This is a genomic window from Constrictibacter sp. MBR-5, assembly GCF_040549485.1.
Lineage (GTDB): Bacteria > Pseudomonadota > Alphaproteobacteria > JAJUGE01 > JAJUGE01 > Constrictibacter.
Window position 1 is genome coordinate 36,507 of the sequence record NZ_JBEPTK010000006.1, and the last position, 23,760, is coordinate 60,266.

At 69.0% G+C, this 23,760-nt stretch carries 20 protein-coding genes; 15 read left to right on the forward strand and 5 right to left on the reverse strand.

All coding sequences use genetic code 11. The annotated features are described in order from the left end of the window. Positions 1-15 precede the first annotated feature (15 nt). Positions 16-2,172, reverse strand: coding sequence for a glycoside hydrolase family 3 N-terminal domain-containing protein (locus ABIE65_RS14175; protein ID WP_354078520.1), 2,157 nt, complete (start codon positions 2,170-2,172; stop codon positions 16-18). Between the two features lie 223 nt (positions 2,173-2,395). Here ABIE65_RS14175 and ABIE65_RS14180 point away from each other — a divergent pair, with 223 nt between their 5' ends. Further along, positions 2,396-3,082, forward strand: coding sequence for a fumarylacetoacetate hydrolase family protein (locus tag ABIE65_RS14180; RefSeq protein ID WP_354078521.1), 687 nt, complete (start codon positions 2,396-2,398; stop codon positions 3,080-3,082). A gap of 14 nt (positions 3,083-3,096) precedes the next feature. Beyond that, on the forward strand, positions 3,097-3,915 hold the full coding sequence (locus tag ABIE65_RS14185; protein WP_354078522.1) for an exodeoxyribonuclease III: 819 nt from the start codon (positions 3,097-3,099) through the stop codon (positions 3,913-3,915). A 72-nt stretch (positions 3,916-3,987) separates the two neighbouring features. On the opposite strand, the gene ABIE65_RS14190 is transcribed toward ABIE65_RS14185, so the two are convergent. From ABIE65_RS14190 to ABIE65_RS14205, 4 genes are all read right to left on the reverse strand, one after another. Beyond that, on the reverse strand, positions 3,988-5,019 hold the full coding sequence (locus ABIE65_RS14190) for an SHOCT domain-containing protein (protein ID WP_354078523.1): 1,032 nt from the start codon (positions 5,017-5,019) through the stop codon (positions 3,988-3,990). Positions 5,020-5,113: 94 nt separating this feature from the next. Continuing rightward, positions 5,114-5,602, reverse strand: a complete 489-nt coding sequence (locus tag ABIE65_RS14195) for a class I SAM-dependent methyltransferase (RefSeq protein WP_354078524.1) — start codon at positions 5,600-5,602, stop codon at positions 5,114-5,116. Beyond that, the gene (locus ABIE65_RS14200; RefSeq protein ID WP_354078525.1) at positions 5,599-6,087 is read right to left on the reverse strand and encodes a cyclic nucleotide-binding domain-containing protein; all 489 of its coding nucleotides are present in this window, start codon (positions 6,085-6,087) and stop codon (positions 5,599-5,601) included. The genes ABIE65_RS14195 and ABIE65_RS14200 overlap by 4 nt, the downstream gene beginning before the upstream one ends. 29 nt (positions 6,088-6,116) lie before the next feature. Continuing rightward, a complete protein-coding gene (locus tag ABIE65_RS14205) occupies positions 6,117-8,750 on the reverse strand; it encodes an ABC transporter transmembrane domain-containing protein (protein WP_354078527.1) in 2,634 nt (877 codons plus the stop codon). Positions 8,751-8,929: 179 nt separating this feature from the next. Here ABIE65_RS14205 and ABIE65_RS14210 point away from each other — a divergent pair, with 179 nt between their 5' ends. The 13 genes from ABIE65_RS14210 to trpA all read left to right on the forward strand — a co-directional run bounded on the left by ABIE65_RS14210 (position 8,930) and on the right by trpA (position 23,751). Next, positions 8,930-10,153, forward strand: coding sequence for a glycosyltransferase family protein (locus ABIE65_RS14210; RefSeq protein ID WP_354078528.1), 1,224 nt, complete (start codon positions 8,930-8,932; stop codon positions 10,151-10,153). Positions 10,154-10,177: 24 nt separating this feature from the next. Continuing rightward, a complete protein-coding gene (locus ABIE65_RS14215) occupies positions 10,178-11,449 on the forward strand; it encodes a glycosyltransferase family 4 protein (protein ID WP_354078530.1) in 1,272 nt (423 codons plus the stop codon). Next, on the forward strand, positions 11,446-12,582 hold the full coding sequence (locus ABIE65_RS14220; protein WP_354078531.1) for a glycosyltransferase family 4 protein: 1,137 nt from the start codon (positions 11,446-11,448) through the stop codon (positions 12,580-12,582). Before ABIE65_RS14215 ends, ABIE65_RS14220 begins: the two co-directional genes overlap by 4 nt. Next, complete coding sequence (locus ABIE65_RS14225) at positions 12,579-13,166, forward strand: histidine phosphatase family protein (RefSeq protein WP_354078532.1); 588 nt, start codon at positions 12,579-12,581, stop codon at positions 13,164-13,166. The genes ABIE65_RS14220 and ABIE65_RS14225 overlap by 4 nt, the downstream gene beginning before the upstream one ends. Next, the gene (locus tag ABIE65_RS14230; protein WP_354078533.1) at positions 13,163-14,335 is read left to right on the forward strand and encodes a glycosyltransferase family protein; all 1,173 of its coding nucleotides are present in this window, start codon (positions 13,163-13,165) and stop codon (positions 14,333-14,335) included. Before ABIE65_RS14225 ends, ABIE65_RS14230 begins: the two co-directional genes overlap by 4 nt. Next, complete coding sequence (locus ABIE65_RS14235; protein ID WP_354078534.1) at positions 14,332-15,132, forward strand: polysaccharide deacetylase family protein; 801 nt, start codon at positions 14,332-14,334, stop codon at positions 15,130-15,132. Before ABIE65_RS14230 ends, ABIE65_RS14235 begins: the two co-directional genes overlap by 4 nt. Further along, complete coding sequence (locus tag ABIE65_RS14240) at positions 15,129-15,632, forward strand: hypothetical protein (RefSeq protein ID WP_354078536.1); 504 nt, start codon at positions 15,129-15,131, stop codon at positions 15,630-15,632. Before ABIE65_RS14235 ends, ABIE65_RS14240 begins: the two co-directional genes overlap by 4 nt. A gap of 3 nt (positions 15,633-15,635) precedes the next feature. Beyond that, positions 15,636-17,519, forward strand: coding sequence for an ABC transporter ATP-binding protein (locus ABIE65_RS14245; RefSeq protein ID WP_354078538.1), 1,884 nt, complete (start codon positions 15,636-15,638; stop codon positions 17,517-17,519). Positions 17,520-17,527: 8 nt separating this feature from the next. Continuing rightward, positions 17,528-19,441 carry an ABC transporter substrate-binding protein gene (locus ABIE65_RS14250; RefSeq protein WP_354078540.1) on the forward strand — a complete coding sequence of 638 codons (1,914 nt, stop codon included), beginning with the start codon at positions 17,528-17,530 and terminating at the stop codon, positions 19,439-19,441. A 10-nt stretch (positions 19,442-19,451) separates the two neighbouring features. Then, positions 19,452-20,450 carry an ABC transporter permease gene (locus ABIE65_RS14255; RefSeq protein WP_354078541.1) on the forward strand — a complete coding sequence of 333 codons (999 nt, stop codon included), beginning with the start codon at positions 19,452-19,454 and terminating at the stop codon, positions 20,448-20,450. Position 20,451: 1 nt separating this feature from the next. Then, a complete protein-coding gene (locus ABIE65_RS14260) occupies positions 20,452-21,618 on the forward strand; it encodes an ABC transporter permease (protein ID WP_354078542.1) in 1,167 nt (388 codons plus the stop codon). 79 nt (positions 21,619-21,697) lie between these two features. Further along, positions 21,698-22,912, forward strand: coding sequence for a tryptophan synthase subunit beta (gene trpB, locus ABIE65_RS14265; RefSeq protein ID WP_354078544.1), 1,215 nt, complete (start codon positions 21,698-21,700; stop codon positions 22,910-22,912). After that, complete coding sequence (gene trpA, locus ABIE65_RS14270; RefSeq protein WP_354078545.1) at positions 22,909-23,751, forward strand: tryptophan synthase subunit alpha; 843 nt, start codon at positions 22,909-22,911, stop codon at positions 23,749-23,751. Before trpB ends, trpA begins: the two co-directional genes overlap by 4 nt. Positions 23,752-23,760 lie beyond the last annotated feature (9 nt).

Below are 23,760 nucleotides of genomic sequence, written 5' to 3' on the forward strand. Positions count from 1 at the left end.
CCGGACGGCCGCGCCTCAAGCCAGCTGGACCGTCGCCTCCAGCAGACGCGCGGGGTCCGCGGCGGGGCCGACGAAGAACCGGAATTCACCGGGCTCCAGCACGGGCTCCATGTCGGGCCCGACCAGCGCCAGCTCGGCCACCGGCAGCATGATCCTGACGCGGCGCGCCTCTCCCGGCTCCAGCACCGCTCGCGCCAGGCCCTTCAGTTCCATGATCGGCCGCGCGATCGAGGCGACGCTGTCGCGCACGAAGAGCAGCACGGTCTCCTCTCCGGCGACCGGCCCCACGTTGCCGACCTCGACCTCGACGGCGAGCGTGTCCCCGGCACGGAAGACGGGCGGCGACACCTGCAGATCGCTGTAGACGAACTGCGCATAGGACAGGCCGTGGCCGAAGGGAAACTGCGGCTCCACCGGCAGGTCGAGATACTTGCTGGTGTAGTGGTTGTCGGGATGGGCGGGCCGGCCCGTCGGACGGCGCGCGTGGAAGATCGGGATCTGCCCCCCGTCGGTCGGCCAGGATACCGGCAGCCGTCCCGTCGGATTCCAGGCGCCCGTCAGGATGTCCGCCAGGGCGTTGCCGGCCTCGTCCCCCGGAAACCACGTCGCGATCACCGCCGCCGCCTGCTCGAACAGCCATGGCAACGGCAGCGGCCGGCCCGAGACGAGCGCCACCACGACCGGCGTGCCCGCGGCCAGGACGGCGCGGGCCAGTTCTTCCTGCCGGTCCGGCAGTTCCAGCCGGCCGCGGCTCGCCGCCTCGCCGCTCAGCGACGCCGTCTCGCCGATGCAGAGCAGGACGAGGTCCGCCCCGCGCGCCGCCGCCACGGCCTCTGCGATCCTGTCGTCGTCCGGCGCATCGCCCGGGATCAGCGGCAGCCCGGCCTCGTAGGTCAGGTCCCGGTCGGCCATCGCGATCCGCAACCCGTCCAGAAAGGTGATCGCCGCGTCGTGGTTGCCGGCGCCATACCAGGAGCCGAGCATGTCGCGCCGGGCATGCGCCAGCGGGCCAATCACGGCGATGCGGCGCACCGAGTCGGCAACCGGCAGGACGGCGTCGCGGTTGGTGAGGAGCACCATCGACCGGCACGCGGCTTCCCGCGCGAGGCCGCGATAGGCGACGCGCCAGCCCTCGGGCAGCGGAACGGCGCCGCGGCGGTAGGGATCGTCGAACAGGCCCAGCCGCTCCTTCAGCGCGAGGACCCGCCGCACGGCCGCGTCGATGTCCGCCATGTCGACCAGCCCGCGCTCCAGCGCCACCGGCAGGCCCCGCGCATACGCTCCCGACATCATGTCGATATCCACGCCGGCGCGCAGCGCCAGCGCCGCCGCTTCGGCCAGGTCGGCCGCGATGCCGTGCTGGATCAGCTCGCCGATGGCGCCGTAGTCGCTGATCATCGCCCCGTCGAAGCCCCAGCGCTCGCGCACCAGTTCGGTCAGCAGCGGCCGGTTCGCCGTCATCGGGACGCCGGCGATGTCGTTGAAGGCCGGCATGATCGCCGGCACGCCCGCGGCGACCGCGGCGGCGAACGGCGGCAGATAGGTCTCGTGCAGCATCCGCTCCGAGACGTCGACCTGCGCGTAGTCTCGGCCGGCGAGCGGCGCGCCATAGGCGGTGAAGTGCTTCGCCTGGGCCGCGACGCTGTCCTCTGCCGTGAGGTCCGGCCCCTGGAAGCCCCTGACCTTGGCTTCGGCGAAGCGGCTGGCCAGCCACGGATCCTCGCCGGGTCCCTCAACGATCCGGCCCCAGCGCGGGTCGCGGCAGACGTCGAGCATCGGCGCGAACGTCAGCGCCAGGCCGTCCGCCGACGCCTCGATCGCGGCGGCGCGGGCGGTCCGTTCCCACAGGTCGGGATCGAACGCCGCGGCCTCGCCGAGCGGCACCGGGAAGATGGTGCGGTGCCCGTGCACCACGTCGAAGGTCATCAGCAGCGGGATGCCGAGTCGCGTCTGTTCCACCGCCAGGCGCTGCATGCCGCGCGTGGCCTCGCCGCCATAGAGGTTCAGGATGCTTCCCGCGGCTCCGGCGAGGATCTCCGACACGTAGTTGTCGGAGACGGTCGGGCCGGTGACGGCGAAGTCCGCCGACACCATGGTCAGCTGCCCCAGCTTCTCCGGCAGCGTCATCCTGGCCAGCAGCGCGTCGATGCGGCTTTCGGAAACGGAGGCCACGGGCACGCCCTCACGCATAGCGGCGCAGGCTCATGCGCCGGGCACGACTCCTAGCCCATGCGCGTCCCACCCGCCAGCGCTCGTTCCGAGGCACCAGCCTCTGGCTGTACCCTGTGGCGCGCGTCATGCTAGAAGCCCACGGTCCGGCGTCGGGCGGCCTCAATGCGTGGCCGGAGTCGCAAGGCCGGAGCGAAGCCGACACGCAGCCCCGAGGAGACGAGTCTTGACCCGTTACGCCATCCCCGCCTGGGAGCACACCAGCCTGCCCGTGGTCGGCAGCGACGAGCGTTTCCCGGTGCGCCGCATCTATTGCGTCGGCCGCAACTACGCAGCCCACGCTCGTGAGCTCGGCAACGACGAGCGCGACCCGCCCTTCTTCTTCATGAAGCCAGCCGATGCGATCGTCCAGGACGGCACGACCTTCTCCTACCCCGTCGCGACCGACAACCTGCACCACGAGGTCGAACTCGTCGTCGCACTGAAGTCGGGCGGCAAGGACATCCCGGCCGACAAGGCGCTCGACCATGTCTTCGGCTATGCCGTCGGCATCGACCTGACCCGCCGCGACATCCAGGACGTGGCGAAGAAGATGGCCCGCCCGTGGGACATGGCGAAGGGCTTCGACGCCTCGGCGCCGTGCGGAGCGCTGCGCCGCGCCACCGAGACCGGCCACCCCTCCTCCGCCCGGATCACGCTGAAGATCAACGGCGAGGTCCGTCAGGACGGCGACATCGACGCGATGATCTGGAACATCCCGGACACCATCGCCTACCTCTCCGGCCTCATCGAACTGAAGCCTGGCGACCTGATCTTCACCGGCACGCCCGAAGGCGTCGGCCCGGTGAAGCGCGGCGACAAGCTGGAAGCGACCGTGGCGGGCCTCGGCGACCTCACCGTCTCCGTCGCCTGAACCACGCATTCCCGATGGTTTCGACCAGAATCGCGACATGGAACATCAATTCCGTGCGCATCCGGCTGGATATCATCGCCCGGCTGACGGCCGAGCGTCGGCCGGACGTGCTCTGCCTCCAGGAGATCAAGGTCGAGGACCACGGTTTCCCGGCGGACGCGCTCCGGCAGCTCGGCTACGAGCACCAGGTCGTCAGCGGCATGAAGGCGTATCACGGGGTGGCGATCCTCTCGCGGTTGCCGCTCCGTAACGCCGGGACGCTGAACTGGTGCGAACAGACCGATTGCCGTCACGTCTTCGCCGAACTGGCCGACGGGACGGCGATCCACAACTTCTACATCCCCGCGGGCGGCGACATTCCCGACCCCGTCGCCAATCCGAAGTTCGCCCACAAGCTCCGCTTCATGGACGAACTGACCGAGTGGATGGCGCGGCATCTCGATCCGGCGGCGAAGCGCGTGCTCGTCGGCGACCTCAACGTCGCGCCGCTGGAAACCGACGTCTGGTCGCACAAACAGCTGCTGAAAGTCGTCAGCCACACGCCGGTCGAGGTCGAGCGATTCGGCCGCATGCAGACGGCCGGCGCCTGGCACGACGCGGTGCGGCATTTCGTGCCGCCCGACCAGAAGCTCTACACGTGGTGGAGCTACCGCGCGCGCGACTGGGCCGCCGCGGATCGCGGGCGGCGCCTCGACCATATCTGGGTGTCGCCGGCATTGAAGCCGTCCCTGCGCGCTGCCGAAGTGATCAGGGAAGCGCGCGGCTGGACTCTGCCGTCCGACCACGTCCCGGTTCTCTGTGACCTCGACCTGGATTTTTCGGCGGCAGCCTGACGTTCGGTGACGGCCCGGCTTTCGGCGGCGGCTTCGCCCCGCCGTGAGGCCGGCTACAGCACCGCGAATCGGTCAGAGTTCGCGCAGGATCTCTTCGCGCTTCGCCTGGAGCTCGCTGCTGCTGATCAGGCCTTCGTCATGGGCGATCTGCAGTCGCCGCAGCCGATCCAGGACCAGCGAGTTCTCCCAGCGCTTGTGCTGAGACGCATCGCCGCCGGCCGATTCGCCGAAGCCCGGCATGCGCGGCGGCGGCGGCACGGACGGACGACCTGCGGCGACGGGAACGGGCATCGACGACGGCGGTCCCGGCGGCCGCACCGTCGTCTGGGTCGTGACCGGCGGATACACCGGACGGCCCTGGTGCGGGACCGGCGTCGTGTGCTCCACGGCGGCCGGCGCGGCGGCTTGCGACGGCTGCTGCTCCACGCTCGGAGTCGCCGCGGCGCCCTCCTCGGCGTCGGCATCCGCGGGCGGATGCTCCAGCGGCTGGGTCCGGTACGGGCGGGCATAGACCGTCCCGCGCGCCCCCGTCGGCCGCAGTCCCGTCGGCCTGTCGGTCATCCACTGCGCCCGCAGGAATGGATCCTCCGCATGCACCCGCTTGCGGATCGTGACGCTGATCCGCCGCGAGAACAGGACGTAGGCGATCCAGAGCACCACCGGCAGGCCGCGCAGCACCAGGCCGAAACTGCCGCGATCCTGGTATTCCGGCGGAACGCCCGCCGTCATCACCATGAAGAACAGTGCCGCGGATCCCAGGCCGATCAGGGCGGCCAGCAGGAAATGCGGCAGGAAGGACGCCTGCTCGCGCCCCAGCTTGAGCGCCGCTACCCAGGCCGCACCCAGCAGCACCACGTCGAGTCCGAGCACGAACCAGAATTGCGTCGGAATCCTGTGGCCGCCCCAGAGCAGCCGTATGTCCTGCACCACGAGGGCGAGCGGTGCGGCGAACAGGAAGGCCAGCAGGATCAGCGCCCAGCCGAACACACCGTACAACGGATGCTGTCGCGCGACGTCCTCGGGCAGATAGACCCAGCGTCCCGCGCTCGCGGTCCGGCCGGACGCTTCCGTCGTCGCAGTCTGGTCGGTGCCGCTGACTACCATCTGGTCCCGCGCCGCTTGATCGAAGATGAGAGGAAAATATCCGAACCCCGGCCGCATGTCATGACCGCATGCCGCCTAACGCAGGTTGCCTAAGTCAGTCGGAGCGGTAAAGGAAATACCGGCCCGGCGCCACATGGGCCGGAAGTGCCTCGCCCTGCAGGTTCGCGTCGTCGAACGCCTGGTCGGAGACCAGGACGCCGCCCTTCGCGAGCAGCCGGATCACCGCCGGTTTCAGGGCATGGGCCAGACTGCGGCTGGCCGCGGCGTCCCCGCTGCCGATATCCGCGTGAATCAACGCCGCCGAGCCCCGGAAACGTTCGGCCGCGGCCGGCAGCGTCTCGCGGAAGTCGCCCAGGAACAGATGCTCCGCCGGCGGGATGCAGTCGGGATGCGCCGCGACGTGGCGGTCGAACACCAGGATGGTCCGTTCCGGCATTCTCTTGCGCAGATGGTCGTAGGTGCGGCCGTTCCCCAGGCCCACCTCGAACACCGGGCCCGGCAGACGGCAGACCAGTTCCGCCGCCCGGTCCAGGCAGTCGCGCTGCGCTTCGAGTCTCCGGATGGCGCTGTCGAGCCGGCTCATCGCTCCTGCCCGGCTCCCGCCGGCTGCTGCGCGCTCGCGTTGCGCGTGACGGCGTCCCTCAGGTCGCCTGTTGTCTTCTCGAGCCGGATGGCGAGTTCGCGCATGATCTCCACCGCGATCTGCGGGAACTCCGTGATCAGCCTGAAAAACAGTTCCTTGGTGATGCGCAGGGTCACGAGGCGCGAACAGGCGCGGACGGTGGCCGTACGCGGCACGTCGATCAGGATGGCGATCTCGCCGACGATGTCGTTCTGACCAAGCCCGGCGACGCGGATCTGGCCCTGCTGCGAATTCACGAGCACGTCGGCATCGCCCTGAAGCACGATGTATGCGGCATCCCCCATGTCCCCCTGGCGGAACAGGACTTCGTCCTTTTCGAAGGTCATCCGCTCGCTGGTGAAGGCGATCAGCTTCAGCTTGGATGGCTCGATCCGCGCGAACAGCGGGACGCGGCGCAGGATCTCGACTTCCTCGTTGAGCGACATCGACTAGCCTCCCCTCCCCTCCGCGTGGGTCATTCCGCAGCCAGCGAGGCGCCGTCGGCACCGCGCTTCAGCTCCTCGTAGCTTCCCTGGGCGGTGATCCGCCCACCCTGCATAAGGATGACGCTGTCGAAACGATCCCCGTGGGTGACGCTGTCCGCAACCCAGATCACGCCTCGACCCTCTGTCTCATCGAGAACGCGGTCCAACAGCACGGTCCGCGACGCGGAATCGAACGGCGCCGCGGCATCGTGCATGATCATGAGGCAGGGACGTTTCAGGATGGCGCGTGCGATCACCACCTTCTGGCGCTGCGCCAGTCCCAGGCGCCCGCCGCCGATCCCGACCTGATGGTCGAGCCCGACCTCGATCACTTCACGTCGCGCATCGACCTCGTCGACCACCTCTCCGATCAGATCGGCGACCCTGTCGGAGGCATGCGCATGGCCGTGCGCGACCTTGCCCAGGAGGATGTTGTCCTGCAGCGAGGCGGCAGCATTGTACCGATCGGCATCGAAGAACTCGATGGCCGCCCGCAGGCTGTCGGGCAGGTCGCGCGCCAGCATGCGTCGCGCCTCGATGATGCGCGCCTGCAGGTCGGGGCCGAGGACGCCGAGACGGTGCCGCGCCGGGACCAGCAGGAAGGTCAGCGACAGCAGCCGGGCGCGGTCGTCCTTGCTGAGCGCCTGCATGCCCGAGCGGGCGGACCGTGCCAGGATGCCCTGGAATTCCGGCAGGTCCTCCGCCTTGATGAAGCTGTAACGCTCGAAGATCTCCTGTCCCGGGTCGACGTCGCCGAACAGTTCGACCATGGTTTCGGCGACCTCGCGTCCGACGGACACGAGATCTTCCGTGAGGCCGGTCTTGTCGAGGACCTGACGGACATAGCCGTTCGCCGCCAGATTCTCGATGTCGAATACCGGCCCGACGGGCGTGCCGAACAGCAGGTTCTCCGCCAGCGAGGCGTTCTGGTTATAACGATCCTGATCGTAGGGTTCGACGAGTTCGCCCAGCTTCGGATCGCTCAGCCGCTCGCGCAGAGCCGCCCGCGCCGAGAGGATCTTCGCGGCGAGGCCCTCACGCCGCCGCGGATCGATCATGCCCCGCAGGCCGAAGTGATAGAGGTCGCCCTCCAGCCCCACCTTGGTTGCCACGTCCACGAGCAGCGGCACCATCTCGTCGGGACCGGCGACGCCGGCCGTCTCGTAGTCCACCCAGTCGGAGAAATAGTCGTCGATCGGATTTCCGGCGGCCTCGGCCTCGGCCACGATCAGTTGGCGATCGCGTCCCTGCGGGCCCTCCGCGCCGGGCCGGTACTTCAGTCCGAACAGGATGTTTTCCCGGATGCTCGACGAGAACAGGTATGGCGACGGGCCGACATAGGCAATCCGCCGACCGACGACCGCATCGGGAAGATGGGTGAGATCGCGCCCGGCGATCGTGATGCGGCCGCTCACCGGCAGCAAGAGGCGCGCCAGAATCATCGCGAGTTCGTCGCGGCCGCTGCCTGCGGGCCCCAGGATCGCGACGTGCTGCCCGACCGCGAAGCGGAAAGACGCGTTCTCCAGGACGGTTCGGCCGCCGTCCTCCAGGTAGCTCACGCTTTGGCCGACGATCTCGTCGTCGGGACCGAACGGTGCGACCTCCCGGCCGTCGTCGTTCTGCAGCCTCGCATCGAGAATGCCGGGCGGCTCGAACTGCTCGATCACCTGCTCGTACTTGATCCGTGCGTCTTCCTTCTGCTGATAGAACAGCAGCAGTTCCTTCCAAGGTGCCGACATGTCCTTGTACGCGGCGAGCACCGCGACGAGCGCGCCGAAGCTGAGATCGCCCTTGATCACGAGGTAGCCGCCGATCAGGTAGAAGAAGAACGGCGTCAGCTGGGCGATGAAGTTGTTCAGGAACTTGATGACGAACTTGCGATGATAGATCTCGTAGCGGATCAGGTAGATCTTTCCGAGAAGCTCGGAAAACGCCGCCCGATTGTACCGCGTCCCATGGTTGACGCGGATCTCCTGGACGCCGGAGATCGACTCGGCGATGTTTTCCGACAGGCGGCGGACCATGCGCACGCGGTCCTTGGCCAGCATGTTCACGCGCCGCTGCATGCGCGGGATCAGCCAGCCCTGAAACGGGTACAGCGCCACCGCCGCAAGGCCCAGGACCGGATCCTGAACCAGGATGAAGATGAGGATCGTGAGCAGCTGGCCTGCCTGGAAGACAGGCTGCGCCACGGCGTCGCCGATGAAGCCGCCGATCGGTTCGACTTCGGACGTGATCATCGGAATGATCTCGCCCTGGCTCACCCGCTTGAAGTGCGGCAGCGGAAAGCGCAGCACGCGGCTGTACAGCTCGTACCGCAGGCGCCGCAGCATGCGTTCGCCCAGGCGGCCCTTCCAGACGTTGATGATGTACTTGAACCCGCCGTTTATCAGGACCAAGCCGAGGAATATGATGCAAAGAGCGATCAGGTACGGCACCTGGTCGAACTCGTACCCGAGGATTTCCTTCGGGAAATCCTTGCCGTTGATCGCCTGATTGATGATCGTCTTGGGCAGATCCAGCGAGAAATACAGAAACGGAAACGCGGCGAACGTCAGCAGCAGCAGCATCATCTGCTGGCGCAGGCTGTGCGCGAATATGAATCGGTAGATGGTTTTCTGCATGAGGCGCCCCGGCAGCCGGGTACGATCACGAGATTCGCGACCCGTGTAAAGGCTTTCGGCCGGCCCCCGCCAGCCGTTACCCAGCGATCACCGGATCGTGCACGAGGCTTGGCCTATGCGCCGGCCCTGTGCGATAGTCGGCGCGACCGAACGCGTCGCGACCCGATGGGCGATACCGCATGACCGGCCTGGGCGGCCCCAACAAGGTCCTGATCTACAGTCACGACAGCTTCGGCCTGGGGCATCTGCGGCGCTGCCGCGCCATCGCTCACTCCCTTGTCGAGGCGGAGCGGGATCTTTCCGTTCTGATCCTGTCCGGTTCGCCGATCATCGGCAGCTTCGACTTCCGGTCGCGCGTCGATTTCGTTCGCGTCCCCGGCATGATCAAGCTCCGCAACGGCGAATACACGCCGCTTCACCTCCATATCCGGACCGAGCAGACGCTCGCGATGCGGGCGTCGATCATCCAGCACACGGCCGAGATCTTCGACCCGGACCTCTTCATCGTCGACAAGGAGCCGCTGGGACTGCGCGGCGAGGTCGGCGACACGCTGTCGCTGCTGAAGGAACGCGGCTGCCGCCTGGTCCTCGGCCTGCGCGACGTGATGGACGAGCCGGCGCTCCTGGTGCCCGAGTGGCACCGCAAGAACGTGCTCCCGGCCCTGCGCGACCTCTATGACGACATCTGGGTCTACGGCCTGCCGCAGATCTGCAACCCCCTCGAAGGTCTGACGCTGCCGGCGAGCGTGCGGCGCAAGATCACCTTCACCGGTTATCTGCGCCGCGAACTGCCGTCGGCACAGCCGACGCAGGATCTCGAAGCTTTCGTCCAGGAACCTTACATCCTGATCACGGCGGGCGGCGGCGGCGACGGCGAGGAGATCGTCGACTGGGTCCTGCGTGCCTACGAAACCGACGACACCCTGCCGGCACGAGCCCTGATCGTCTTCGGCCCCTTCATGCAGCCCGAGCGCCAGAAGGATTTCCGCGACCGTGCCGAACGGCTGGGCAACGTGCGCGCGATCACGTTCGACGCCCATGTCGAAGGCCTCATCGACGGCGCCGAGGGGATCGTCGCGATGGGTGGGTACAATACCTTCTGCGAGATCCTCTCCTTCGACAAACGGGCGCTCATCGTGCCGCGGACCCGCCCGCGCATGGAGCAGTATATCCGTGCATCGAAGGCGGAAGCTCTGGGACTGGTCCGCATGCTGGCCAACAACGGGCGCCGCGACCCGCGCCGCATGGTGCGCGCGCTGCGCGACCTCTCCACCCAGCCCAAGCCGTCCGAAGTCGATCTGCCCGGCCTGCTGGGTGGGCTCGACAAGGTCAACGCTCTCGTCGCCCCCTGGCTGCGTAGCCGGCGCGGGCCCATTCCGCAGTACGCGCGCGCCCGCGTCTGACCGCAGCCGCCATCGGAACGCGCCGTGACCGTCGCCGTCATTCTCAAGGGCTATCCCAGGCTTTCCGAGACCTTCATCGCCCAGGAGCTTCTCGCGCTCGAGCAGGCCGGCCTGCCGTTCCGGATCGTGCCGCTCCGACACCCGACCGACGGGCACGTGCACGCCATCAACAAGGCGATCACGGCACCGGTCGACTATCTGCCGGAATATCTCTACCGGCATCCGCTGCGGGTCTGGCGGGCCTGGCGAAAGGTGCGGCGCTGGCCGACCTATCGGGCGGCGCGGGCGGCATGGCTGCGCGACATGCGCCGCGATCCGACGCCCAACCGCGGCCGCCGCTTTGGTCAGGCGCTCGTCCTCGCCGCCGAGCTGCCGGAGGATGTCGACCGCCTCTACGTGCACTTCCTGCACACGCCAGCCTCGGTCGGCTTCTATGCGAGCCTTCTGCGGCGGCTCCCCTGGTCCGTGTCCGCGCACGCCAAGGACATCTGGACCATCCCCGACTGGGAGAAGGCGGAAAAGCTCGCCGCGTGCGAGTGGCTGGTCACCTGCACGGCGTCGGGCGCCGAGCATCTCGCCGGGATCGCCCAGCGCGGCGGCCTGCCCGATGACCGGGTCGAGCTGATGTATCACGGGCTCGACCTGTCGCGGTTCCCGGCGCCGCCCGTGCGGCCTTCCCGCGACGGCAGCGACCCTGCCGATCCGGTGCGCATCATGACCGTAGGCCGGGCGGTCGAGAAGAAGGGCTTCGAACAGCTTCTCGACGCACTCGCCGCCCTGCCGTCCACGCTGCACTGGCGGCTCCTGCACATCGGCGCCGGGCCGAAACTCAAGAAGCTGCAGCAGCAGGCGGCGACGCTCGGCATCGCCGACCGCGTGGAGTGGCTGGGGGCTCAGCCGCAGGACGAGGTGATCCGCCGCTATCTCGCAGCGGACCTGTTCGTGCTGAACTGCCGGATCGCCGAGAACGGCGACCGCGACGGCCTGCCGAACGTCCTGATGGAGGCGCAGGCGCTGGGACTGCCCGTCGTCTCGACGCGGGTATCGGCCGTGCCCGAACTGGTGGAACACGGGCACAACGGACTGCTGGCGCCGCCGGACGACCCGGCGGCACTCGGTGGGCTCGTCGCCGAACTCATCCGCGATCCGGATCGCCGCGCAGCCCTCGGCCAGGCCGGCACGGCGGTCGTGCGGTCGCACTTCTCCTTCGAGGGCGGCATCGAACGGCTGGCGCGCAAGCTCGGTCTGGAACGGGACCGATCCCCGACACCGGCGGTCGCCGCAGCCGGGCCGTGAAGCGGATCGCCTTCTATGCGCCGCTGAAGCCGCCGAACCATCCCGTGCCGTCGGGCGACCGCCGCATGGCGCGGCTTCTCCTGGCCGCACTGGCGCAGGCCGGCTTCGCGCCGGACGTCGCCTGCCGCTTCCGCAGCCATCCGCACGGCGAGCCGGGAAATCAGCCGCGGATCGCCGCCGTCGGCGCCCGCCTCGCCGAACGCCTGGCAGCAAGGCTCGCCGGTCCGGCGCGCCGGCCGAGCGCCTGGTTCACCTATCACCTCTATTACAAGGCGCCGGACCACCTCGGCCCCGCCGTCGCCGCCGCCCTCGGGATCCCCTACTTCCTCGCCGAGGCGTCGTTCGCGCCGAAGCGCGCCGGCGGGCCGTGGGATGCCGGCCATCGCGCCGTGGCGCACGCCGTCTCCGCAGCCAGCGCGGTCTTCTGCATCAATCCGAACGACCGCGCCTGCCTGCTGCCGCTGGTCGCCGATCCGGCACGCCTCGTCGACCTGCCGCCCTTCCTGGACGACGCGCCGTACCGTGCGGCCCACGACATCGGCCCCGCGCTGCGGGCGGCCCTGGCGATCCGCTTCGACCTGCCGCCGGACGTCCCTTGGCTGCTCGCCGTCGGCATGATGCGCCCGGGCGACAAGCTCGCCTCCTATGCGGCACTCGCCGACGCCCTGCGGCGCCTCGCCGGCCGCCCCTGGCGCCTGCTCGTGGCCGGCGACGGACCGGCGCGCCCGGAGATCCTGCGGCTGTTCGCGGCCGCCGGCCTCGAAGACCGCCTGTATCTCCTCGGCGAACTCGCCCAGGAAGACCTTCCCCAGGTCTATGCCGCCTGCGACCTGATGACCTGGCCCGCCGTGCGCGAGGCCTACGGCATGGCGCTGCTGGAGGCCCAGGCCGCCGGCCTGCCGGTCGTCGCCGGACGCACGGACGGCGTTCCCGCCACGGTCGCCGACGGCGAGACCGGGTCGCTGGTCACGCCCGGCGACGCGGGCGCTTTCGCAGTCGCGGTCGCGTCGCTCCTCGACGATACACTGCTCCGACAAAACATGTCCGCCCGCGCCGTCCAGCGCATCGCCGCCCGCCACACCGTCCCCGCCGCCGCGGACACCCTGCGCCGCATCATGGAGCCCTGCCTATGACCCTCTTCGCCGTCGTGCGCCACGGCGTCACCGACTGGAACATCGAGGGCCGGATGCAGGGCCAGCGCGACACCGCCCTCAGCGAACAGGGCCGGGCGCTGCTCGCCAAGCGGCGGCTGCCGCCCGAATTCGCGGACTTCGACAGGATCTGCAGCCCGTTGGGCCGCTGCCGCGAGACGGCGGAAATCCTCCTCGGTGCGCCCTGCCCCGTCGACGATCGGCTGAAGGAACTCCATTGGGGCGCATGGGAGGGGCAGCTCCGCGAGGCGCTGCGTGCCGACCCGGCCAGCGGCTTCCGCGAGCAGGAGGCGCGCGGCGTCGATCTGACCCCGCCGGGCGGCGAATCCCCTCGCCAGCTGCAGCAGCGGGTCCGGCCGCTGCTCGCCGAGGTGGCCGCCGCCGGCCGGCCGGTGCTGGCCGTCACGCACAAGGGCGTCATCCGCGCGATCCTGTGCCTCGCCACCGGCTGGAACATGCTGGGCAAGCCCCCGGTCAAGCTCGACTGGGCCTGCGTCCATCTGTTCCGCCTCGACCCCGACGGCACGCCCCGCCTCGAGCGCCCCAACATGAGCCTGGAGCCGTGACCCGGCCCCGCCTCCTCTTCTGGGTCCAGCACCTGCTGGGCATCGGCCACCTGCGCCGGGCCGCGACCCTGACCCGCGCGCTGCGCGCCGCGCAGTTCGACGTGACCCTGGCCTCGGGCGGCTTCCCGGTTCCCGGTCTGTCGGTCGGCACTGCCGACTTCGTCCAGCTGCCGCCCGCCCGCGCCGTCGACGTCTATTTCAAGGACCTGCGCGATGCGGACGACCGGCCGCTCGACGACGCCTGGCGGGCCGACCGGCGCCGACACCTGCTCGACCTCTACGACAGCGTGCGGCCCGACGTCGTCCTGACGGAGCTCTTCCCCTTCGGCCGCCGGCAGTTCGCCTTCGAAGTCGAGCCGCTCCTCGACGCGGCCCGCGCCGACCCGCGGCGCCCGCTGATCGCAGCCTCGGTCCGCGACATCCTCGTCCAGCCGGGCAAGCCGGAGCGTATCGACGAGATGATCGCGCGCGCCGAGCGCTGGTACGATCAGGTCCTCGTGCATGGCGATCCGGCCCTAGTCGGGTTCGAGGAGACCTTCCCCCGCCTCGCCGCGATCGCCGCCCGTGTCCGCTATACCGGCTACGTGGTGGAGAGCCGCCGCCGCCCGACGTCACCCGAGGATGGCGGCGGGGATGGCGGCGAGATCCTGGTCTCCGCCGGAGGCGGTGCGGTCAGCGAGCCGCTTCTGCGCGCCGCCATCGCGGCCCGTCCCCTCACCCGCGCGGCCGCAGCGCCGTGGCGCATCCTCGTCGGCCACAGCCTCCCCGACGCGGTGTTCGCGGACCTGAAAGCCGGATCGGAGGCCGGCGTGACGGTCGAGCGGGCGCGCCCGGATTTCACGCGCCTGCTGCGCAGCGCGCGCCTGTCCATCTCCCAGGGCGGCTACAACACCGTCATGGAAGTCCTGGATGCCCGCGTGCCGGCGGTCATCGTTCCCTATGCCGGCGGCCTGGAGACCGAGCAGACCCTGCGTGCCGAGCGGCTCGCGGCACGCACGACCATCCAGGTGGTGCCGGAAGAGGCGCTGGATCCCGCCCATCTCGCACGCGCCGTCGACAACGCGCTCGCGGCCGGCCCGCCCACACTCGACAGCCTGGACATGGCAGGGGCCCGCGCCACGCCGCGGCTCCTGCGAACGGCGCTCGCCGCGCACCGGCGGACACGATGAGCGCCGCGGCGACCGAGGACTGGGATGCGCTCGACGCCGAGCTGGACCGATGGACCGCCGCCGGCCGCACGGCGACCTTCTGGTGGCGCGACGACGACGCGGTGGACGACACCCCGGCTCTCGGGCGCCTTGCGGAAGCGGCCGACGCCGCGCCGATCGGCCTCGCGGTCATCCCCGCCGGTGCCACCGAGGCGCTCGCCGCACGGCTCGCGGCGCAGCCCGGCTGGACCTGCCTGCAGCACGGTTTCCGCCACGCCAACCATGCACCGCCGGGGGAGAAGAAGGCCGAGTTCGGGGCCCATCGTGCCGTGGCGGACATGCTTGGCGACCTGGCGCACGGCCGCCGGCTGCTGGAGCCGCTTTTCGGCCGGCGCTTCCTCCCGATGCTCGTTCCGCCCTGGAATAGGATCGCCGCCGAACTGGCCGCGGCATTGAGCCGTGCCGGCTACCGCGGCCTGTCCGCCTTTGGAGACAAGGCACTGCCCGCGCCGGGCCTGATCCGGCTGGATTGCCATTGCGACCCCGTCGACTGGCACGGCACGCGGGGGTTCATCGGAGTGCAGGCGGCCTTGGCCCCGCTCCTGCATCATCTGCGCGCCCGCCGTTCCGGCGACGCCCCGGACCGGGCGACCGGGCTCCTGACCCACCACCTCGCCATGGACGACGCCACCTGGAGATTTTGCGCGATGCTTCGGCAGAGAACCGCGCTACACACCGCGGCGCGATGGGTGGCGCCAGCGGCAGCGATCGCAGCCGCTGACGCACGGAACACCGAAGCCGACCGGATCGAGGAATGACCACTTACCGCTATCCGATGTCGTCGCTGGCACCCGACTACGGACGTGCCGCAGGCGGCTTCTTGCTGACGGCCGGGCCGATTCCCTGGCTGGGCGACAGTGGGCTGGCGCAGATCATCCTCGGCGTCCTGGCTCTGGTATTCCTCGTGTTCGGCCTGTCGACGCTGCTGCGTCAATTGACGGCCGTCACTCTCTCCGCCGACGGGATATCGACCTCGGGTCCCCGACCGGCTACCGTGCGCTGGCAAGAGATCGACAGGATCGACCTGCGGTACTTCTCGACCCGCAGGGATCGCGAAAAGGGCTGGATGCAGTTGCGGCTCGGGGGCAGAGATCAGTCGGTGTCGGTCGACTCGACTCTCGAAGGGTTCATCGACATCGCGCACGCCGCCGCCGAGGCGGCCGGGGTGCACGGCGTGACCCTGTCACCCGTCACCGAGGAGAATTTCCGCGCGATCGGCATCGAGCCGCCGCCGCCGTCCACGCCCGTCGGCGACTGAACGATGGCTCACCTCCTCGATGTCCGTGACCTCCGTGTGGATTTCCGGGTCCACGGCGGAGTCATTCGGGCGGTCGAGGGCGTTTCCTTTCGCGTCCCCCACGGCAAGACGGTCGCCCTCGTCGGCGAATCGGGATCCGGCAAGTCGGTCACGGCCCAGGCAGTCATGGGCATCCTGCCGCACGTCGCGAAGATCACCGGCGGCTCGATCCTGTTCGACGACCCCGCGACGCCCGGACAGCCGCCAATCGACATCGCCGCGCTCGACACCGACGGCGCACCCATGCGTAGGCTCCGCGGCGGCCGGATCTCGATCATCTTCCAGGAGCCGATGACCTCGCTGTCGCCGCTCCACACGGTCGGCAACCAGGTCTCGGAGGCCTTGCGCCTGCACCGCGCCGCCGGACAGGCGGAGGCGCGGCGCATCACCGAGGAGATGCTGGCGCTGGTCGGATTTCCCGATCCGTCGCGCGCCTTCGACACCTACCCGTTCGAACTGTCGGGGGGACTTCGCCAGAGGGCGATGATCGCCATGGCCCTGGTGTGCCGCCCGGCACTGCTGATCGCAGACGAGCCGACGACCGCGCTCGACGTCACCATCCAGGCGCAGATCCTCAAGCTCATCAAGGACCTCCAGGCCGAACTCGGCATGGCGGTGCTGATGATCACCCACGATCTCGGCGTGGTCGCCAACGTGGCCGACGAAGTCGTCGTCCTCTATCACGGACGGGTCGTGGAATCGGGGCCGGTGCAGGAGATCTTCGAGGCGCCCGGCCACCCCTATCTGAAGGCCCTGCTCAAGGCCGTGCCGCGCTTCCACATGCCGCCCGGCGAGCGGCTGGTGCCGATCCGCGAAGCGCGATCCGAGACCGGGCACATGATGGCCGCGCGTGAACGCAAACCGGTGGCCGGTTCCCGTCCCATCCTCGACGTCCGCGGGATCACGAAGGAGTATTCGATCCGCAAGGGCGGGATCCTGACCCGCACCCACAGCCAGATCCGCGCCGTGGACGACGTCAGCTTCTCCATCCGACGGGGCGAATGCCTCGGGCTCGTCGGCGAGAGCGGCTGCGGCAAGACCACGCTCAGTCGCATCATCATGCGCGCGCTCACGCCCGATTCCGGGCAGGTCCTCTACGACGACGGCGAGCGGCAGATCGACCTGATCGGTCTCGGCGGCAGGGATCTCTTCGACTATCGGCGGCGGGTCCAGTACGTCTTCCAGGATCCCTACAGCGCGCTCAACCCGCGCATGACCGTGGCGGACATCATTGCAGAACCGCTGATCATACACGGCATCGGCGACGCCCGGCGCCGCACGGAGACGGTCCGCGAACTTCTCAGCCTCGTCGGCCTCGACGTCCGCCACCTCAACCGCTATCCGCACAGCTTCTCCGGCGGCCAGCGCCAGCGCATCGGAATCGCTCGGGCCCTGGCCCTGCGCCCCGACCTGCTGCTCTGCGACGAGCCCGTCTCCGCACTTGACGTGTCGGTTCAGGCGCAGATCCTCAACCTGTTGAAAGATCTGCAAACGACGCTCGGGCTGACCTACCTGTTCGTCTCGCACAACCTCGCCGTCGTCGACTATATGGCGGACAGGATCGCGGTGATGTGCGGCGGCCGGATCGTCGAACTGGCACCGGCCGGCGCGCTCTTCCGCAATCCGCTGCACCCCTATACGAAGGCGCTGCTCGCCGCCGTTCCGGAGCCCGACCTCGCCCATCCGCTCGACTTCGGGCGCCTCATGGACGAGCGGGCGTCAAACCCTGGCGCGTGGCCGGAACCGTTCACGCACGATCCGCAGCGGCCGACGCAATGGCTCGAACTCGGCGACGGCCATTTCGTGCGCGCCCGCCCCTCCGCCGCCCTCGAAAAGCTGGTCGCCTGAGCATGACGATGCGCCGAACCGTTCTCGCTCTTCTGGTCGCGACGGCATGTTCCCTTCTGCCGGCCGCAGGCGCCATTGCGGCACCGGTCGACGAGGCGCCGGTGCTGGCGGCCCGCGTGAAGGACGGCAGCCTGCCGCCCATGGCCGAGCGGCTTCCGCAGACGCCCAATCGGGTCGCCACCCCGTTCGCCAAGGACAAGGCGGGGAAATATGGCGGCCGGATCTACATGCTCATGGGCTCGGCGAAGGACATCCGCCAAGTCTATGTCTACGGCTACGCGCGGCTGGTCGGGTACGACAGGGACCTGCAGATCGTCCCCGACATCCTCGAGTCGGTCGACAGCGAGGACGACCGCGTCTTCACGCTCCGCCTGAGGAAGGGCCATCGCTGGTCGGACGGCCGGCCCTTCACCAGCGACGACTTCCGCTACTGGTGGGAGGACGTCGCCAACAATCCCGACCTCAGCCCCAGCGGCCCGCCGGTCGACCTGCTGGTCGACGGAGCCGCGCCCACCGTGACCTTTCCGGACGCGACCACCGTCCGCTACGCGTGGAAGTCTCCCAATCCGGCCTTCCTGCCGGCGCTCGCCGGCGCGTCGCCGACGATCATTTATGCGCCTGCGCACTATCTGAAGCCGTTCCACCAGCGCTACGCCGACCCGGCGGAACTGGCGGCCCGGGTCGAGGCGGCGCGTCAGCGCAACTGGCAGTCGCTGCACAACAAGGTCGACAATCTCTACCGCATGGAGAACCCCGACCTGCCGACCCTGCAGCCCTGGATGAACACGACGCCGGCGCCGGCGCAGCGCTTCGTCTTCGTACGCAACCCGTACTTCCATCGCGCCGATGCCGACGGACGCCAGCTGCCCTATGTCGATGAGGTCATCGTCAACGTCGCGGCGCCGGACCTGATCTCCGCGAAGAGCGCCGCCGGCGACACCGACCTCCAGGGCCGCTATCTCCGCTTCAGCGACGTGCCGTTCCTGAAGCAGAACGAGAAGCAGCAGAATTACGAGGTCCGCCTCTGGCGTACGGGCAAGGGCTCGCACATCGCCCTCTACCCGAACCTGAACATCGAAGACCCCGTCTGGCGCCAGGTCTTCCGCGACGTCCGTTTCCGGCGAGCGCTCTCGCTGGCGCTCAACCGGCAGGAGGTCAACAAGGTCCTCTTCTACGGGCTCGCCCTCCCCGGCAACAACACGCTGCTGCCGGAGAGCCCGCTGGCGAGCGACGACCTCCGCAATCGCTGGGCGATCTTCGACCTGGCGAAGGCGAACGCCCTGCTCGACGAGATGGGGCTGAAGCGCGGGCCCGACGGCATCCGTCGCCTGCCCGACGGACGGGCGCTGGAGATCATCGTCGAGACGGCGGGCGAGAGCAGCGAAGAGACCGACGTCCTGCAGCTCGTCCACGACAGCTGGCTGAAGGCCGGCATCAAGCTGTTCAGCCGCCCGCTGCAGCGGGAGGTCCTGCGGAACCGCATCTTCGCCGGCAGCACCCAGATGTCCGTCTGGTCGGGGTTGGAAAACGGTCTCGCGACGGCTGCCATGTCCCCGGCGGAGCTGGCGCCGACCAGCCAGCAGCAGCTGCAATGGCCGAAATGGGGCCAGCATCACGAGGCGGCCGGCAATGCCGGCGAGCCGATCGACATGCCCCAGGCGCGCGAACTGATGGACCTCTACAAGTCATGGCGCAACGCCGGCTCGATGGCGGAGAAGGAGAAGATCTGGCGCCGGATGCTGGAGATCCACGCGGATCAGGTGTTCAACATCGGCATCGTCAGCGGCATTCTGCAGCCGATCGTCGTCTCCAACCGCCTGAAGAACGTGCCCGAGAAGGGCTTCTGGAATTGGGATCCCGGTGCGCATTTCGGCATCTATCGGCCGGATACGTTCTGGCTGACCGGCTCGCGCGACCGCTGAGCCGCACACGATGGTCACCTACATCGCCCGCCGCCTGCTGATCATGATTCCGACGCTGATCGCGATCAGCATCATTGTCTTCATCATCATCCAGCTGCCGCCGGGCGACTATCTCTCGACGCAGATCGCCGAGATGCAGGCCCGCGGCGAAGCCGTCGACCAGGGCAAGATCGAGTTCCTGCGCGCCCAGTACGGCCTCGACCGGCCGATGCACGAACAGTATCTCGTCTGGGTCTGGGGCCTCCTGCACGGCGACCTCGGCTATTCCTTCGAGTACAACCTGCCCGTGGCGGACGTCGTCGGCGAGCGCCTGTTCCTCACCTTCGTCGTCTCCTTCTCGACCATCCTCTTCACCTGGGCCGTGTCGTTCCCCATCGGCGTCTACTCGGCTACGCACCAGTACAGCTGGACCGACCACGGCCTCACCTTCCTTGGCTTCCTGGGCTTGGCGACGCCGAACTTCCTGCTGGCGCTCGTCCTGCTCTATCTCGGCAACGTCTGGTTCGGCGCGTCGATCGGCGGCCTGATGGACGAGCAGTATATCGGCCAGCCGATGAGCATGGCGAAGTTCGGGTCGATCCTCGGTCATCTCTGGATCCCGGTGATCGTCATCGGCACGTCGGGCACGGCCGCCATGATCCGGCGCCTGCGCGCCAACCTGCTGGACGAACTGCACAAGCAGTATGTCGCCACGGCGAAGGCCAAGGGCCTGCCGCCCTTCCGCGCGCTGGTGAAGTACCCGCTGCGCATGGCGCTCAACCCGTTCATCGCCGACATCGGCAACCTGCTCCCCCAGGTCATCTCGGGCGCGGCGATCGTCTCGGTCGTGCTGTCGCTGCCCACGACCGGGCCGATGCTGCTGTCGGCGCTGCGCAGCCAGGACATGTATCTGGCCGGATCCTTCCTGATGTTCCTGGCGATGCTGACCGTGGTCGGCGTGCTGCTGTCCGACCTGGCCCTGGCGATGCTCGACCCACGCATCCGCCTCGGCGGCTCGGCGGAGCGCTAGCATGGCCACCGAACCCGTCGATCGCCTGCCCCACTTCGTATCGGACGCGCCGTTCGATCCGTATTCCGTCGAGAAGCTGACGCCGGAGCAGGAGCGCTACTACCACGCCACCCAGTGGCAGCTGATGTGGTGGAAGCTGCGACGCCACAAGCTCGCGGTCTTCTCCGGCATCGTCCTTCTGCTGCTCTACGGTTCGATCCTGGTCACGGAAGTTCTCGCGCCGTACAACCAGGAGAGCCGCGACATCGATCATATCTACGCCCCGCCGCAGCAGGTGCACCTGTTCCACGAGGGCAGCTTCGTGGGTCCGTTCGTCTACGGCTACCGCAGCACCCTCGACATGACGACCATGCAGCGCGTCTATGTCGAGGACGAGAGCAGCGTCCAGCCGATCCGCTTCTTCTGCAGCGGCGATCCCTACTTCTTCTGGGGCGTCATACCCTCCCGCTTCCACCTCTTCTGCCCGGCGGAGAACGGCACGCTGTTCCTCCTCGGCACCGACCGCCTGGGCCGCGACATGCTTTCGCGGATCATCTACGGCACCCGGATCTCGCTGACCGTCGGGCTGATCGGCATCACCATCTCGTTCGCGCTCGGCATCGTCATCGGCGGGCTCGCCGGCTATTACGGCGGCTGGGTCGACAGCCTGACCCAGCGGTCGATCGAGGTGATCCGGTCCTTCCCGGAACTGCCGCTCTGGATGGCGCTTTCCGCAGCGTTGCCAGTGACATGGAGCCCGATCCTCATCTATTTCGGCATCACGATCATCCTCGGGCTGCTCGACTGGACGGGTCTGGCGCGTGCCGTGCGCTCGAAATTCCTGGCACTGCGCGAGGAGGATTTCACGATGGCGGCGACGCTGATGGGCGCCAGCCCGGCGCGCGTCATCGGCCGCCACATGCTGCCCAGCTTCGCCAGCCACTTGATCGCGTCGGCGACCCTCTCGATCCCCGGCATGATACTGGGCGAGACGGCCCTGTCCTTCCTCGGCCTCGGCCTGCGCCCGCCGATCACCAGCTGGGGCGTCCTGCTCACCGAGGCGCAGAACATCAACGCCGTCGTCCTCTATCCCTGGCTGCTGCTGCCCACCGTGCCGGTCATCATCACGGTCCTCGCCTTCAACTTCCTCGGCGACGGCCTGCGCGACGCGGCGGATCCATACAGGTAGGCGAACCGGGACCTTTCCCGGTTGGAATGGCCGGGCCGCAGGGCTATCTTCCGCCACCACGCAAGCCAAGGCCCGCGCCATGAGTCCCGAGCCCAATACCTACCGTGCCGGTCCCGACGAGCGCGGCCATTTCGGCATTTTCGGCGGTCGCTACGTCGCCGAGACGCTGATGCCGCTGGTCCTGGAGGTCGAGCAGGCCTATCGCGCCGCCCAGGCCGACCCGACGTTCCGGGCCGAGCTCGACTACTATCTGAAGCACTATGTCGGCCGGCCGAGCCCGCTCTACTACGCGCAGCGCCTGACCGAGCACCTCGGCGGTGCCAAGGTCTACTTCAAGCGCGATGAGCTGAACCACACCGGCGCGCACAAGATCAACAACGTGCTCGGCCAGATCCTGCTGGCCCGGCGCATGGGCAAGCCGCGGATCATCGCCGAGACCGGCGCCGGCCAGCACGGCGTCGCCACCGCCACCGTCTGCGCCCTCTTCGGCCTGCCCTGCGTCATCTACATGGGCGCCGTCGACGTCGAGCGGCAGGCGCCGAACGTGTTCCGCATGCGTCTCCTGGGCGCAGAGGTGAAGGCGGTCGAGTCCGGCTCGCGCACCCTCAAGGACGCGATGAACGACGCGCTGCGCGACTGGGTCGCCAACGTCGAGAACACCTACTACTGCATCGGCACCGCCGCCGGACCGCATCCGTATCCGGAGATGGTCCGCGACTTCCAGTGCGTGATCGGCGACGAGGTGCGCTGGCAGATGGCGGAGGCGGAAGGGCGCCTGCCCGACAGTCTGGTCGCCTGCATCGGCGGCGGCTCGAACGCCATCGGTCTGTTCCACCCCTTCCTCGACGATCCCTCGGTAGAGATCTTCGGCGTCGAGGCCGCCGGCGACGGCGTCGACACGCCCCGGCACGCCGCGTCGCTGGCCGGCGGGCGCGCCGGCGTACTGCACGGCAACCGCACCTACCTGCTGCAGGACGGTGACGGCCAGATCGCCGAGGCGCACTCCATCTCCGCCGGCCTGGACTATCCGGGCATCGGGCCCGAGCATGCCTGGCTGCACGAGAGCGGGCGCGTGAAATACGTGTCCGCGACCGACAACGACGCGCTCGAGGCGTTCAAGCTCTGCGCGAAGCTGGAGGGCATCCTCCCGGCACTCGAGCCGGCGCACGCGCTGGCGCATGTCATGCGCATGGCGCCGACCCTGCCGAAGGATCACCTGCTGGTCATGAACCTGTGCGGCCGCGGCGACAAGGACGTGTTCAGCGTCGCCCGCTCGTTCGGAGTGGAACTGTGAGCGCCGCAGCCTCCCAGGGTCGCATCGAGCGCCGCTTCGCCGCCCTGCGCGCCGAAGGCCGCGGCGGCCTCGTCACCTATGTCAGCGCCGGCGACCCCGACTACGGCACGTCGCTCGAACTGGTGCGCGGACTGCCCGGCGCCGGTGCCGACGTCATCGAACTGGGCGTGCCCTTCACCGATCCGGCCGCCGACGGCCCCGCCATCCAGGCCGCCGGCCTGCGCGCGCTGAAGGGCGGCATGACGCTGAAGCGCACCCTCGACATGGTGCGCGCCTTCCGCGAGACCGACGGCGAAACGCCGATCATCCTGATGGGCTACTACAACCCCATCCACAATCACGGCGCCGAGCGCTTCGCGCGCGATGCGGCCGAAGCCGGCGTCGACGGCCTGATCACCGTCGACCTGCCGCCCGAGGAGGAGGACGAGCTGCGCCTCCCGGCCGAGGCCGCCGGCCTGCGCCTCATCCGCCTGATCGCGCCGACGACGCCCGATGCGCGCCTGCCCTACGTGCTGGAGCATGCCGGCGGCTTCATCTACTACGTCTCGATCACCGGCATCACCGGCACGCGCGAGGCCGATGCCTCCGCCGTCGGCGAAGCCATGCAGCGCCTCAAGCGGGCCACGGACCTGCCGGTGGCCGTCGGCTTCGGCATCAATAGGCCGGATCAGGCTGCGGCCGTGGCCCGCGTCGCCGATGCCTCCGTCGTCGGCTCGGCGATCGTCCGACGCATCGCGGCGAACCTCGACCCGCACGGCAAGGCCAAGCCGGAACTCGTCGAGGACGTCCTCGGCCTGGTCCGCGACCTCGCCAGCGGCGTCCGCGGCGCCCGAGAGTAAAGAAGCGCA